The following is a 14,260-nucleotide window of genomic DNA, read 5'->3' on the forward strand; positions in this document are numbered from 1 at the left end:
CATGCATGTTGTCTTCCGCGAAAGTCACGGGCTCGACCAGAGCGACACACCGCAAGATCTGGGGCAAACGCCTTCGGAACTGATTGTGCTGTCCTTCTCGGATTCGGACCTTGGCGCTTTCGCGGCAGGCTATCACCGTGCCAAAGGATCGCTGCCCAGCTTGCGGCTGGCGAACCTTGTGGCGCTAAAACATCCGCTCTCGGTGGATGTCTACGCCGAGCAAACGCTTGAAGGGGCCAAGGGCATCCTTGTTCGTCTGATCGGCGGCGAAAGCTATTGGTCCTACGGGCTAGCGACGCTGCAAGACTTGGCGCGGCGCAAAGGCATTGCCTTGGCGATCCTGCCTGCGGACGGGCGCGAAGACCCCCGTCTGGATGAACTTAGCACACTGCCTGTGTCCACCCTGCGCCGTCTACAGCACCTGTGCGATGCAGGCGGCGCTGTGGCGGCCCAAGCAGCATTGGCGCAACTGGCGCTGGCAGCGGGTCTTTACGCGGCCCCCGTCATCGGTGCCAAGACCGTCCCTGATGCGGGCTTTTACCTGCCAGCCAAAGGTGTCATCGCAATCCCAGAGCGCGACCACCGTCCCTTGGCGCTGGTGACCTTCTACCGCTCTTACCTGACCTCCGCAGATACATCGCCCGTGGATGCGATGATCGAGGCGCTGGAAGAGCGCGGTTTTCAGGCTCTTGGCGTCTTTGCCAGCAGCCTCAAGGCGCCGAACGCCAGTGCTTGGCTGCGCGAACAGATCGCCTTCCTTGCCCCCGCCGCTATTGTCAACGCCACCGCCTTTTCCGCCCAAGGGCGCGATGGTGAGCCCTCGCCCCTTGATGCCGCAGGCTGTCCGGTGTTCCAGATCGCCCTGTCCACCGCCCGCAAGAAGGATTGGGCAGAGGCTGAACGGGGCCTGTCGCCCGCCGATCTTGCCATGCATGTGGTACTGCCAGAGGTGGACGGCCGCATCTTCGCCGGTGTTGCCAGCTTCAAGCAGCCTTCCAAGCGCGACCCAGAGCTTGAGTATTCGCGCTTTGCCCACCGTGCGAACCCCGAACGCATTGCGGCATTGGCTGATCGGGTGCTAGCGTGGCACATCCTTGCCACCTTACCGACTGCGGACAAACGCATCGCGCTGGTGCTTTCGACATATCCCGGCAAGCAATACCAGATCGCCCATGCGGTCGGCATGGATGCCCTTGCCTCGGCAGAACAGATCCTGACCGGTCTGGCGGGCAGCGGCCACAGCGTCCAGCCCCAGACCGATCTGGGCCAACGCCTGACCACTGAGGCATTGGAATACCCGCTGGCGGAATACCTAGAGGCGCTGGACACCCTGCCCCAATCCCTGCGCGATGATCTTTACGCCGCATGGGGCCAGCCGGAAACCGATCCGCTGTTCCAAGAGGATGCCTTCCTCTTTCCGGCCATTGACGCAGGTAACGGGCTGGTCGCCCTTCAGCCTGAACGGGGCGATGTTGCAGTGCGCGATGACGATTACCACGATCTGTCGCGTACCCCGCGCCACAGCTATGTGGCCTTCTACCTGTGGCTCCGCGCCCAATCCGACGCACTGGTCCATATCGGCGCCCACGGCACACTGGAATGGCTGCCCGGTAAATCCGTGGCCCTCTCGGACGCCTGCTGGCCCGAGGCACTGATCCGCGATTTGCCCGTGATCTATCCCTTCATCGTCAATGACCCCGGTGAAGCCGCCCAAGCCAAGCGCCGCATCGCTGCCGTGACCATCGGCCACCTGCCGCCCCCTATGGCGCAGACCAAACTGCCCGAGGGCATGGGACGGCTTGAACACCTGCTAGACGAATACTCGACCGCAGACGGCCTTGACCCCGCCCGCCGCGACCGCCTGATCAAGGACATTCGCGCCGAGGCGCAGGGGACCGGCGTTGAGGCCGACCTTGGCATTCCCGAAGACGCCTCTGCCGCCGAAGCGATCACCCGCATCGACCGTTTTGTCTGTGACATCAAGGAAAGCCAGTACGGCGAAGGTCTGCACATCTTTGGCACCGGCGATTGCGGGGCCGAGGAAACCGCTGGCCTGCACGCCGCCCTGAGCGGACGCTTCGTTACCGCTGGGCCGTCGGGCTCGCCCTACCGTGGCCGTTCAGACGTGCTGCCCACGGGGCGGAACCTTTACACCACAGATCCCCGCTCGGTTCCCTCGCGCGCCGCCCATGCCCATGGGGTCAAGCTGGCCGAGGAACTGCTGCGCCGTCACCTGCAAGACCACGGAGACTGGCCGCGAGGCTTAGTGATCGACCTATGGGGCAGCGCCACCATGCGCACCGCAGGCGAGGAATTCGCCATGGCCCTGCATCTGGCGGGACTTGCGCCCAAGTGGGACGACGGATCGGAACGCGTCAGCGGGTTCGAGGTCATCCCCCTTGCCCTCTTGAACCGCCCCCGTATCGACGTGACCTTGCGTGTCTCGGGCCTCTTCCGTGATGTCTTCCCCGGCCTTGCCCAGATGTTCGAAGCCGCCGCCGACAAACTGGCCGACCGTGAAGAGACGCCAGAGGATAACCCCTACGCCGCCCGCACCCCCCGCGTCTTTGGTCCCAAACCGGGCCAATATGGCTTGAACATGGGCGCGGCGATGGACGATTACAGCGATGAGGCCCGCAAAGCCGCAGGCGAGGCATGGCTTGCCGCCAGTTCTCACGCCATCGACGCCAAAGGCGAAATCCGCGAGGCCCGCGCCGCGCTAGAGACGCGCCTGCAAACCGCAGACAGCTTTGTCCACCTACAGGACTTGCCCGAAACCGATGTGCTGATGGCCAGCGACTATGCCGCCCATGAGGCAGGCTTTGCCGCCGCCATGGCCCGCCTTGGGCAACAGGCCCCCAGCCTTTACCACATGGACGCCACGCAGACCGACCGCCCCCGTGCGCGGTCCCTGAACGAAGAGATCGCCCGCACGGTCCGCGCCCGCGCCGCCAACCCCGATTGGGCCAATGGCATGATGCACCACGGCTTCCGTGGCGCGGCAGAGATCGCGGCAACGCTGGATCACATGGCCGCATTTGCCCATCTGGCGGGTGTCGTCGGCGGGCATCTGTTTGACCAATACTATGAGGCCACCCTTGGCCGTGATGACCTGACCGATTTCATGGCCGACGCGAACCCGCAGGCGCTACAGGCCCTCAAGGACCGCTTCCGCGCGCTGATGGACGCAGGCCTTTGGGTGACGCGCCGAAACTCGATCATTGCCGAACTGGAGGCGCTGTCATGAGCGATCCTGTGAACCAAGGCCCGATCATTCAGGGCTGGTGCCCCGGTGCCCTGCGTCCCATGCAATCGGGCGATGGTCTGGTGGTGCGCGTCCGTGCGCCCCTCGGGCGGCTCAGCCAGACACAGGCCGCGCAAATCGCTGATCTGGCGCAGACCTACGGCGACGGCCTGCTAGATGTGTCGAACCGTGGCAACCTGCAAATCCGCGGCGTCACCGAAGCCAGCCACGCGCCGCTGATCGACGGGCTGCGGATGCTGAACATGATCGATCAGGATGTGGCCCGCGAAACCCGCCGCAACATTGTCCTGACCCCGTTCTGGCGTCATGGCGACGACAGCCACCGCGTCGCCACCGATCTGATGCTGGCCCTCGCGGCCGAGGACGCCCCCGCCACCCCCGGCAAATTCGGCTACGCCATCGATTGCGGCGCGGACCCTGTGCTGCAAGACACCCCCGCAGATATCCGGATTGAACGCACACCCCACGGCCTGATCGTCCGCGCGGATGGCTCGACCAAGGGCCTGCCCGTCACAGCAGACAGCGCCGCCGAGGCCGCGCTGACCCTCGCCCGCTGGTTCCTTGACACCGGCGGCGTGAAAGATGGCCGTGGCCGCATGGCCCGCCATCTGGCCAAGCCCGACGTTCAACTGCCCGACAGCCACTGCGCCCCGATGCTGCCGAACCAGTTGGCCTTCGCCCCCGGCAAGGCCTGTCAGGGCTTCATGGTCGCGCTGGAATTTGGCCAGATGACGACAGACACCCTGCGCACGCTTGCGCAAACCGCCGCAATCCGCCTGACCCCGTGGCGCATGGTGCTACTGGAAGGGGCCAGCAGTATTCCCGCCACCGAAGGGCTGATCACCGATCCCTTCAGCCCGCTCTTGCACGTCACCGCCTGTACCGGTGCCCCCGGCTGCCCGCAGGCGCTTAGCGAAACACGTCCAACCGCCCGCGCCTTGGCCTTCTATACCCAAGCGCTGCTGCATGTGTCGGGCTGCGCCAAAGGCTGCGCCCACCCCACGGCCGCGCCCGTAACCCTGACCGCCACGGCGCCCGAGACATTTGACCTCATTGTCGGCGGCACCGCCGCCAGCCACCCCACCCGCACGGGCCTGAGCTCCCAAACCCTGCTCGCCCGTCCCGAATTGCTGAACGAAAGACCCTGAATGCCCCACGTGTATGAGACCAACGGCGCTGCGATCTACAAGGAAAGCTTCGCCACCATCCGCTCCGAAGCCAACCTTGCCCGCTTCAACAAGGACGAAGAGCCTGTGGTCGTGCGCATGATCCACGCTCTGGGCTTTGTGGGTCTGGAAGAGCATGTGCGCTTTTCCGAAGGCATGGCCGAGACCGCCCGCGCCGCACTGGCAAATGGCGCGCCGATCCTGTGCGACGTGCGCATGGTCTCCGAAGGGATCACCCGTCCGCGCCTGCCCGCCGACAACCAGATCATCTGCACCTTGCAAGACCCGCGCGTCCCCGAAATGGCCGCCGAAATGCAGAACACCCGTTCAGCCGCCGCGGTCGAACTGTGGCGTCCCCATATGGAGGGCGCACTAGTGGCCATCGGCAACGCGCCCACGGCGCTGTTTCACCTCTTGAACATGCTGCAAGACCCCGACTGCCCGCGCCCTGCCGCCATCATCGGCTGCCCCGTGGGCTTTGTCGGCGCCCGCGAATCCAAGGATGCACTGATGGCCGACCTGCCTGTTCCTTCGATGATCGTCGAAGGCCGTCTGGGCGGCTCGGCCATCACTGTGGCCGCGGTGAACGCGCTGGCCAGCTGGAAGGAATAACCGATGGGCAAGGTGATCTGCGTCGGCCTCGGGCCCGGCGATCCGGACCTCATGAGCGTCAAGTCCCATCGCCTGATCGGGACCGCCCGCCATGTGGCCTACTTCCGCAAAGAGGGGCGCAAAGGTCAGGCCCGCCAGATCGTCGAAGGCATGCTGCCCGCGACCGCCATCGAACACCCGATGGAATACCCCGTCACGACCGAGATCCACTTCAGCGATCCCGAATACAACCGCGTGCTTGGGGCGTTCTACGATGACTGGGCCGACCGTCTGCACGCCCTGACCGCAGATGAGGATGTCATTGTCCTGTGCGAAGGCGATCCGTTCTTCTACGGCAGCTTCATGCACCTGCACAGCCGCCTGCAAGGCCGCTGCGAGGTTGAAGTCATCCCCGGCATCACCGGCATGTCCGGCTGCTGGACCGCCACCGGCATGCCCATCACATGGGGCGACGATGTACTGACCGTCTGCATGTCCACTCTGCCGCAAGAGGAACTGAACCGCCGCGCCGCCGACTCTGACGCGCTGATCTTCATGAAAATCGGCCGCAACCTACCAAAGGTCCGCGCCGCATTGCAGGCCGCAGGCCGCCTGCAAGATGCATGGATCGTAGAACGGGGCACCATGCCCACCCAAACGGTGCAGAAACTGACCGACATCGGCGACGAGGTTCCCTATTTCAGCATCATCGTTGTCCACGGCCACGGGAGACGCCCATGAGCGGTAAAGTCATCATCGCAGGTCTTGGCCCCGGCGCCGACGATCTGATCACACCCGAAGTGCAATCCGCGCTGGATGAAGCCACCGATATCGTCGGCTACTTTCCTTATGTGGCCCGCGTCCAGCCCCGCGACGGTCTGACCCTGCACGGATCAGACAACCGCGTTGAGGTAGACCGCGCCACCCACGCACTAGAAATGGCCGCCGAAGGCCGCACCGTTGTTGTGGTCAGCAGCGGCGATCCGGGCGTCTTCGCCATGGCCTCGGCCGTGTTCGAGGCGCTAGAGGCCCGTCCCGAATTCCACGATCTGGATATCCGCGTCCTGCCCGGCATCACCGCCATGCTGGCCGCTGCCTCGCGCCTTGGGGCGCCTCTGGGCCATGACTTCGCGGCCATCAACCTCAGCGACAACCTCAAACCGTGGGAGCTGGTCGAGCATCGCCTGCGGCTAGCCGCGCAAGCCGGATTCTCGATGGCCTTCTACAATCCGCGCAGCAAATCCCGCCCGCACCAGTTCGGTCGCGCACTTGAGATTCTACGTGAAGAATGCGGGCCTAATGTTCTGATTTCATTTGCGAAAGACGTGACGAAGCCGACGCAGGAATTGCTGACCGTCACCTTGGGCGAAGCCACACCAGAGATGGCCGACATGCGTACTGTGGTCATCGTGGGCAATGCCGACACCCGCCGTGTCGGCCCCCACGTCTACACCCCCCGTTACGCCAAGCCGTCCGCCTCAAGCGCATGATCCAGCCAGTCCATCACATCGGTCACGGTCCGCATGATCGGGCGCGTCGGGATATGGGGACGGTCGATCAGAATGACCGGAATGCCCAGCTCTCGGGCCGCGTCCAGCTTGGCTCGCGCCCCGACCCCGCCCGAGTTTTTGGCGACGATCAGATCGATTTTATGCTCTTGCAACAGCGCCCTGTCGCCCGCCAGATCGAATGGCCCACGCGCCAGCACGACCGAGGCATTCGGCACCGGCAGATCGCTCTCGGGCGCATCGACCAGACGCAGCAGGTAATGGTGCTGGGGCTTGGCGGCAAACTCGGCCACGTGCTGACGGCCAATCGCCAGAAAGATCCGGCGCGGGCTGTCAGGCAGTGCCGCCAAAGCACCCGCCATGTCGGTCACGTTCTTCCAGCTGTCACCGGGTTTGTTGCGCCACGGTCCGCGCTCCAACGCGCACAGATCAATGCCTTCGGCGGTGCAGGCCTCAACAGCGTTCTGGCTCATCTGCGCGGCAAAGGGATGTGTGGCGTCCACCACATGGGTGATGCCCTCATCGCGCAGATACTGACGCAGGCCATCCACGCCACCAAAGCCGCCCACGCGGGTAGGCAGCGGGGGCTCGACGGGGTTGTTCGTCCGGCCCGCGTAGCTGAACACCGCATCCACCTGATAATCGGCCAGCGTCGCGGCAAGTTTCATGGCTTCGGTGGTTCCACCAAGAAGAAGGATGCGTGTCATGTCTGAACCTTGGTTAAGCATCATCGGGCTGGCGGAAGATGGACCGGGCGGCCTCTCGGATGCAAGCCGTGATCTGATCGCCCGTGCCGAAGTCATCTTTGGCGGCCCGCGCCACTTGACCCTACTGGGGATCACCGACCGTGGCCGCGCATGGCCCGTGCCTTTCAGCATCGATCCGGTACTGGCCGAGAGGGGCCGAAACGTGGTGGTCCTCGCCTCTGGCGATCCGTTCTGGTTCGGCGCTGGCACCACTTTGGCCAAGCACTTGTCGCCTGAGGAATGGACCAGCGTTCCCGCCAAATCCAGCTTCACCCTAGCCGCGAACGAGCTTGGCTGGCGCATGGAAGAGACTCTGTGCATCGGCCTGCACGCCGCCCCCTTTGACCGCCTGCGCCCCATCTTTGGCCGTGGCGTCCGCGCCATCTGCACCCTGCGCGACGGCGCAGCGGTGGAACAGATCACCGACTGGCTGACCGACAACGGCTTTGGCCCCTCGACCTGCCACGTGCTGGAACGGCTTGGCGGCACCCGCAAACGCGTGCGCACCATCACTGCCGAGACCTTTGATCTGGTTGAGGTCGACGCCCCCGTGGTCATCGCCATCGACTGCGCCGGTGATAAAGGCCTGCCCCGCGCCTCTGGCCTCAAGGATGATCTCTTTGCCAGCGACGGGCAGATCACCAAACGTCCCGTCCGCGCCCTGACCCTCTCGGCCCTTGCCCCAAGGGTGAATGAGGTGCTGTGGGACATCGGCGGCGGCTCGGGCTCGATCTCGGTGGAATGGTGTCTGGCCGCAAACGGCTGTACCGCTGTCGCGCTTGAACCGCGTCAGGATCGTTGTGCCAACATCCGCCAGAACGCCGCGCAATTCGGCTTGGATCACCGCCTGACCTGCGTCCTAGGCACTGCGCCTGAGGGCCTCATGAACCTGCCCACCCCCGATGCGGTCTTCATCGGCGGCGGCAACAGCCCTGCCCTGATGCAGCACCTTTGGGACACCTTGCCCACCGGCACCCGCATCGTGGCAAACGCCGTCACGCTGGAAACCGAAAGCCTGCTGCTGAACTGGCACGGCATGCATGGCGGAGACCTGCTGCGGGCGGAACTGGCGGAAAGCGCCCCCTTGGGCCGCATGCGCGGATGGGACCGCGCCCGCCCGATCCTGCAATGGAGCGTCACCCGATGAAAATCGCAGGTCTCGGCTTCCGCTCTACTGCGCCGGAAAGCGCCCTTGCTCAGGCCATCGCCCTGACAGGCCACAGACCCGACGCGCTGGCCACCGCCGAAGGCAAAGCCCAAGCGCCGCAAATCAAAGCGCTGGCCGCAACCCTTGGCCTGCCCCTGATCGCCGTGCCTGAGGGCGATCTTGCAAACCAACCCGTTTTGACCCATTCCCCCCGCGTGGCCGCCCGTTTCGGCACCGGATCACTGGCCGAGGCCGCCGCTCTTGCTGCCGCAGGACCGCAGGCCCGCCTGCTAGGACCCCGCGTGCAAACCCAAGACGGCATGGCCACCGCCGCAATTGCTGAAGGATCTCTGACATGACCGTTCACTTCATCGGCGCCGGCCCCGGCGCGGCTGACCTGATCACCCTGCGCGGGCGCGACCTGATCGCCTCTTGCCCGGTCTGTCTTTACGCAGGCTCGCTGGTGCCTGAGGAACTGCTGACCCACTGCCCCGAAGGCGCAAAGATCGTCAACACCGCCTCCATGTCGCTTGACGATATCGTGGCCGAGATCAAAGCCGCCGACGCCGCTGGCCATGACGTGGCCCGCCTGCACTCGGGCGATCTGTCGGTCTGGTCTGCCATGGGCGAACAGTTGCGCCGCCTTCGGGCTGAAGGCATCGCCTATGACGTCACCCCCGGTGTGCCCTCTTTCGCCGCTGCCGCTGCTGCCTTGGGCGCAGAACTGACCCTGCCGGGTGTCGCCCAGTCACTGGTCCTGACCCGCACCTCTGGCCGCGCCTCAAGCATGCCCGATGGCGAAACGCTTGAGAACTTTGCCAAGACCGGCGCGACGCTGGCCGTGCACCTGTCCGTCCACGTACTGGAAGAGGTGGTTGACCGCCTTTCGCCCAGCTACGGCAGCGATTGCCCCGTCGCCGTGATCTGGCGCGCCACTTGGCCCGACCAGAAGATCATCAAAGCCACCCTTGGCACGGTGATCGAGGCAACCCAAGGCGAACGGGGCCGCACCGCCCTGATCATGGTCGGCCACGCCCTTGGCGCCGAAGACTTCGACGAATCCTGCCTCTATGCGGCAGACTATGATCGTCGCTACCGTCCGCTTGGCACCAACCCGCGCTTTCCCGAAGGAACCGAATGATGCTGCCCAAGGGCCTTTTGATCTCGGCGCCCGCCTCTGGCACGGGCAAGACAACCCTGATGCTGGGTCTGTGCCGCGCTCTGTCCGATCAGGGCCTGACGGTGCAACCGTTCAAAAGCGGCCCTGACTATATCGATCCGGCCTTCCACACCGCAGCCGCAGGACGGACCTCGGTCAACCTTGACAGTTGGGCCATGGGCCGTGGCCTGATGGCCGATCTGGTCCAAGCCGCAGAAGGCGCGGATATCGTGCTGGCCGAAGGCTCGATGGGTCTCTTCGACGGCGTCGCCTGCCCCGGTGAAACCGGATCAGGGGCCAGCGCCGATGTGGCCGCCCTGATGGGCTGGCCCGTGGTGCTGGTGATTGACGTGTCGGGACAGGCGCAATCCGCCGCCGCCGTTGCCAAAGGCTTTACCCTGATGCGCCCCGATGTGCAGGTGGCAGGCGTTGTGCTGAACCGCGTCGCCAGTCCCCGCCATGACGCGCTGGTCCGCGCGGGCATGGCCGATGCAGGCATCACCGTTCTGGGATCGCTTCCACGTATGAAGGACATCGAGATGCCCGAGCGGCACCTTGGCCTTGTCCAAGCAGAAGAGCATTCGGATCTGAACCGCATCCTCTCGGCTGCCGCCAGTTTCGTAGCCGAGCATGTGGACCTGAACGCGATCCGCGCCGCCGCCGTGCAAACCCAGCCCCCAGCGATCCAGCCGCGCCCCTGTCCGCCCCCCGGTCAGCGCATCGCCCTGGCTCGTGACGCAGCCTTCAGCTTTGTCTATCCGCACCAGCTGAACGCTTGGCGCGCCGCCGGCGCCGAGATCCTGCCCTTCAGCCCCCTTGCGGACCAAGCCCCCGATCCCAGCGCCGACGTCTGCTGGCTGCCCGGTGGCTACCCCGAACTGCACGCAGGCAAAATCGCAGCGGCGCAGAACTTCCGCAGCGGCCTGCAAGCCTTTGCCGAAACCTGCCCCGTCCACGGCGAATGCGGCGGCTACATGGCTATGGGCACGGCCCTGATTGACAAAGACGGCACCCGCCACCAGATGGCAGGGCTCTTGGGTCTTGTGACCAGTTATGAGAAACGCAAGATGCACCTCGGCTACCGTCTGGCCGATCTGCACGCCCCCTTGCCGGGGTACAGCGCCAAGGCCCGCCTGCGCGGCCATGAATTCCACTATTCAACCATTCTGGAACAACCGGACGCGCCTCTGGCCCATGTCACCGATGCCAATGGGGCCGACGTGCCCGAAACCGGCTCGGTCAAAGGTCACGCCACCGGCACGTTCTTTCACATGATTTCGGAGGCCACATGAGCGGCTTTGTCAGTTTCGTATCCTCAGGCCCCGGCGATCCAGAGCTTTTGACCCTCAAGGCCCTGAACCGGATGAAAGAGGCCGACGCGATCCTCTATGACGATCTGGGTGCAGCTCCGATTCTGGAACATGTAAAACCCGAAGCCGACCTGATCGGCGTCGGCAAACGCGCTGGCCGTCCCAGCCCCAAACAGGACCACGTCAGCCAGCTTCTGGTGGATTACGCCAGCCAAGGGGCCAAAGTCGTGCGCCTGAAATCCGGCGATTCCGGCATCTATGGCCGTCTGGAAGAAGAAATCATCGCTCTGCGCGCCCACGGCATCCCCTATGAAATTGTCCCCGGCGTCACCACCGCCTCGGCTGCCGCCGCTGCCGCTGGCATTCCCCTGACCCGCCGCCTCACCGCACGCCGCCTGCAATTCGTCACCGGCCATGATGTGACAGGCGGCCTGCCCGACCAGCTGAACATGGCCGCTCTAGCCGATGCGAATGCCACCACAGCAGTCTACATGGGCAAACGCACCTTTGCCCAGATGGTAGCCGAACTGATCAAACACGGCATGCCCGCCGACACCCCCGCTATGCTCTGCGAAGGGGTCTCGAAACCAGATGAGGTCCTGACCCGCAGCACCATCGCGGAACTGGCAGATAGCCTTGAAGGCGCGGAAAGCACCCAACCCGCCCTTATCCTCTACGGACCGCTGGCGGACTGATGGCCTATACCCTGAAACTGGTGGGGATCGGCTCAGGCAACCCCAAGCACCTGACCCTTGAAGCGATCGAAGCCCTGAACAGCTGCGATGCCATCCTCATCCCCCACAAAGGCGCGGATAAAGATGACCTCGCAGGCCTGCGCCGCCAGATCTGCGCCGATGTGCTGACCGGCGACACCCCGATCCATGAATTCACCCTGCCCATTCGGGACGAGGCCACCACCGACTACCGTCAGCGCGTAGACGACTGGCACGACGCCATCGCCGCCGTCTGGCTGGACGCGATGCAAAAGGCCCTGCCATCGGGCGGCACCGTCGGCTTTCTGGTGTGGGGAGACCCCTCTCTCTACGACAGCACCCTACGCATCGCAGACCGCCTCACAAAACAGACCCGAATCACCACACAAGTGATTCCCGGCATCACTTCGATCCAGACCCTGACCGCAGGCCACGCCATCCCGCTGAACCGGATCAACGGACCCTTTACCATCACCACAGGCCGCCAGTTGCGCGATAACGGCTGGCCGAACAAAGTGGATACAGTCGTCGTGATGCTCGACGGTGCCTGTAGCTTCCGGCATCTGGACCCAACGGGCATCACCATCTACTGGACCGCCTTCGCAGGTATGCCCAATGAAATCCGCCGCTCCGGCCCCCTGAGCGATATCACCCAAGACATCATCGAAACCCGCGCCGAGGCCCGCAAAAAGCATGGATGGTGCATGGACATCTACCTGCTACGCAAAGACGATTAAGTCCCTGACTTCTTTATTGCCCAAATACTCAAATCCATGCCGTACAAGGTGAACCACATTTCGAGATAAATCGCGCCAACAACCATAGGGTTCGATCAGTAGGCGATCGGCTATGAATGAGTATTTATGCAATAAAGAAGCAGCAGTTTCTTCTTGATCCAAATACTCACAGTCCCGCCAGCACCGCCGAGTGCTGCAAACAAATAAGGGCCGCCCCGAAAGGCAGCCCCTCTGTCAATCTTTGCGACGCAAATCAGCTGTAGGCGACGGCGGTTTGCTCTTGCTCGCCCAGACCTTCGATGCGCACGGTCATCTTGTCACCGGGCTTGAGGAAGCGCTGGGGCTTCATGCCCATGCCCACACCCGAAGGCGTGCCGGTGGCGATGATGTCGCCCGCCTGCAGCTGCATGAACTGGCTCATGTAGCTGATGATCTGGCGGACGGTGAAAATCATGTCGTCAGTGTTTGAATTCTGCACGGTCTCGCCGTTCAGATCCAGGCTCAGAGCCAGTGCTTGCGGGTTCGGCACCTCATCGGCGGTGACCAAATAGGGGCCGGTCGGGCCGAAGGTGGGGGCCGATTTGCCTTTGACCCACTGGCCGCCCTTTTCGATCTGGAACTCGCGCTCGGACATGTCGTTGATCACGCAGTAGCCCGCAACGTAGTCCAGCGCGTCGTCTTCGCTGACGTAGCTGGCGTCCTTGCCGATCACCACACCCAGTTCCACTTCCCAGTCCGATTTGACCGAGTTCTTGGGAATCACCACGTTGTCGAAGGGACCCGACAGAGCGCTGGTGGCTTTGTTAAAGATAATCGGCTCTTTCGGCGGCTCGGCACCGGTTTCGGCGGCGTGCTTGGCGTAGTTCAGACCGATGCAGAAGAAATTCGGCACCGACGCCACGCAAGAGCCGATCCGGCCGGGGTTTTCCACCACGGGAAGGCTATTCACATCAATCGCACGGATTGCGTCCAATGCGGCCAGCGACACGCCCTGACCTGCGAAATCGGCCACTTTGCCGCTCAGGTCGCGCACGTTGCCGTCGCTGTCCAGAATGCCCGGCTTCTCCTCGCCAGCAGGGCCAAAACGCAATAATTTCATCACTCTCTCCTATGATGTCCCCGAGACCATATTCGCCTCGGCTTCTTGTTCGATAACCTCGCGGATATCGTGTTCCAGATGGCCCAAATGGGCCTCGATGGCTTCCAGCGCCGCGACCCGGTCGCGGGCTTTCAGCGCGTCCAGAATCGCTCCGTGCTGCAGGACCACACGCGCGCGGTTGCGGCGGCGGCGGGCGGCTAGATAGCGGGCGCGCCAGAGGCGCTCAAGCAGGGTGCGGTGCATGTCGGCGATCACGTCATTGCCCGACGCCCGCGCGATGGCGGAATGGAAGGACATGTCCACTTCGAACATATCCAGCGGGTCCGAGCCGTCGAAATTCAGATCCACGTATTCCTGAATCCGTTCCAGTTCCGCCAGATCTTCTTCGGTGGCGTTCTTGCAGGCCAGTTCTGCGGACAGTTTTTCCAGTGCCAGCAGAACCTCGACCTGATCGGAAATCTCTTTGATGCTGGGTTCGGCCACGATCGGGCTGCGGGCGGGACGCAGAATCACCAGCCCCTCTTTGGCAAGAATTCTGATGGCCTCGCGCATAGGGGTCCGGCTGACGCCCATCTCTGCGGCGTTGTCCCGTTCTTTAATAGAAGAGCCCGGCGCCAACTTTCCGCGCAGAATGTCACGTCGCAGTTGCCGCGCAATCTGTTCGGCCAGTGTTTCTTCGATCATTTCAGGCCAACTCCCCGTTATTAAACGCTTTTTACCCGAACCACAGGCCCATCGACAGCGCAGTTATCTATTTTTTCAAATTTGGTATACCAAAAGTCGTTGATTGTCTGCAACGGTTTCGCTAGCGTCTTTTCA

At 63.7% G+C, this 14,260-nt stretch carries 14 protein-coding genes; 11 read left to right on the forward strand and 3 right to left on the reverse strand.

Translation table 11 applies throughout. The features are described from left to right. Window position 1: 1 nt before the first annotated feature. Genes cobN through cobJ form a run of 5 tightly spaced genes read left to right on the forward strand, consistent with a single transcriptional unit; the run spans window position 2 to window position 6,512 of the window. Window positions 2–3,247: a cobaltochelatase subunit CobN gene (cobN, locus tag CLV74_RS15215; RefSeq protein ID WP_106266418.1), complete on the forward strand. Its 3,246-nt coding sequence runs from the start codon at window positions 2–4 to the stop codon at window positions 3,245–3,247. Next, a complete protein-coding gene (cobG, locus tag CLV74_RS15220; RefSeq protein ID WP_106266420.1) occupies window positions 3,244–4,413 on the forward strand; it encodes a precorrin-3B synthase in 1,170 nt (389 codons plus the stop codon). Before cobN ends, cobG begins: the two co-directional genes overlap by 4 nt. Then, complete coding sequence (locus CLV74_RS15225; RefSeq protein WP_106266422.1) at window positions 4,414–5,043, forward strand: precorrin-8X methylmutase; 630 nt, start codon at window positions 4,414–4,416, stop codon at window positions 5,041–5,043. A 3-nt stretch (window positions 5,044–5,046) separates the two neighbouring features. After that, window positions 5,047–5,763 carry a precorrin-2 C(20)-methyltransferase gene (locus tag CLV74_RS15230; RefSeq protein ID WP_106266424.1) on the forward strand — a complete coding sequence of 239 codons (717 nt, stop codon included), beginning with the start codon at window positions 5,047–5,049 and terminating at the stop codon, window positions 5,761–5,763. Further along, window positions 5,760–6,512: a precorrin-3B C(17)-methyltransferase gene (gene cobJ, locus CLV74_RS15235; protein ID WP_106266426.1), complete on the forward strand. Its 753-nt coding sequence runs from the start codon at window positions 5,760–5,762 to the stop codon at window positions 6,510–6,512. Before CLV74_RS15230 ends, cobJ begins: the two co-directional genes overlap by 4 nt. Here cobJ and CLV74_RS15240 read toward each other — a convergent pair. Beyond that, window positions 6,482–7,237 carry a cobalt-precorrin-6A reductase gene (locus CLV74_RS15240; RefSeq protein WP_106266428.1) on the reverse strand — a complete coding sequence of 252 codons (756 nt, stop codon included), beginning with the start codon at window positions 7,235–7,237 and terminating at the stop codon, window positions 6,482–6,484. The genes cobJ and CLV74_RS15240 overlap by 31 nt on opposite strands. Between CLV74_RS15240 and cbiE the strand changes: the two genes are divergently transcribed. The 6 genes from cbiE to cobF are packed head-to-tail and all read left to right on the forward strand — an operon-like array spanning window position 7,236 to window position 12,342. After that, window positions 7,236–8,423, forward strand: a complete 1,188-nt coding sequence (gene cbiE / locus CLV74_RS15245) for a precorrin-6y C5,15-methyltransferase (decarboxylating) subunit CbiE (protein WP_106266430.1) — start codon at window positions 7,236–7,238, stop codon at window positions 8,421–8,423. The two genes, CLV74_RS15240 and cbiE, sit on opposite strands and share 2 nt — an antisense overlap. Then, window positions 8,420–8,782: a cobalamin biosynthesis protein gene (locus tag CLV74_RS15250; RefSeq protein ID WP_106266431.1), complete on the forward strand. Its 363-nt coding sequence runs from the start codon at window positions 8,420–8,422 to the stop codon at window positions 8,780–8,782. The genes cbiE and CLV74_RS15250 overlap by 4 nt, the downstream gene beginning before the upstream one ends. Beyond that, complete coding sequence (gene cobM, locus CLV74_RS15255) at window positions 8,779–9,564, forward strand: precorrin-4 C(11)-methyltransferase (RefSeq protein ID WP_106266433.1); 786 nt, start codon at window positions 8,779–8,781, stop codon at window positions 9,562–9,564. Before CLV74_RS15250 ends, cobM begins: the two co-directional genes overlap by 4 nt. Continuing rightward, window positions 9,564–10,874: a cobyrinic acid a,c-diamide synthase CobB gene (locus CLV74_RS15260; protein WP_106266435.1), complete on the forward strand. Its 1,311-nt coding sequence runs from the start codon at window positions 9,564–9,566 to the stop codon at window positions 10,872–10,874. The genes cobM and CLV74_RS15260 overlap by 1 nt, the downstream gene beginning before the upstream one ends. Further along, the gene (cobA, locus tag CLV74_RS15265; protein WP_106266437.1) at window positions 10,871–11,587 is read left to right on the forward strand and encodes a uroporphyrinogen-III C-methyltransferase; all 717 of its coding nucleotides are present in this window, start codon (window positions 10,871–10,873) and stop codon (window positions 11,585–11,587) included. Before CLV74_RS15260 ends, cobA begins: the two co-directional genes overlap by 4 nt. Next, a complete protein-coding gene (gene cobF, locus CLV74_RS15270) occupies window positions 11,587–12,342 on the forward strand; it encodes a precorrin-6A synthase (deacetylating) (protein ID WP_106266439.1) in 756 nt (251 codons plus the stop codon). Before cobA ends, cobF begins: the two co-directional genes overlap by 1 nt. A 253-nt stretch (window positions 12,343–12,595) precedes the next feature. Here the strand turns inward: cobF and CLV74_RS15275 are convergent, their stop codons facing one another. Together CLV74_RS15275 and CLV74_RS15280 are read right to left on the reverse strand one after the other, a co-directional pair. Next, window positions 12,596–13,441 (reverse strand): fumarylacetoacetate hydrolase family protein, encoded by an 846-nt coding sequence (locus tag CLV74_RS15275; protein ID WP_106266441.1) that lies wholly within the window; start codon window positions 13,439–13,441, stop codon window positions 12,596–12,598. 9 nt (window positions 13,442–13,450) lie between these two features. After that, window positions 13,451–14,125 (reverse strand): GntR family transcriptional regulator, encoded by a 675-nt coding sequence (locus CLV74_RS15280; RefSeq protein ID WP_106266443.1) that lies wholly within the window; start codon window positions 14,123–14,125, stop codon window positions 13,451–13,453. Window positions 14,126–14,260 lie beyond the last annotated feature (135 nt).

The sequence above is a fragment of the Donghicola tyrosinivorans genome (genome assembly GCF_003003355.1).
GTDB classification, from domain to species: domain Bacteria; phylum Pseudomonadota; class Alphaproteobacteria; order Rhodobacterales; family Rhodobacteraceae; genus Donghicola; species Donghicola tyrosinivorans.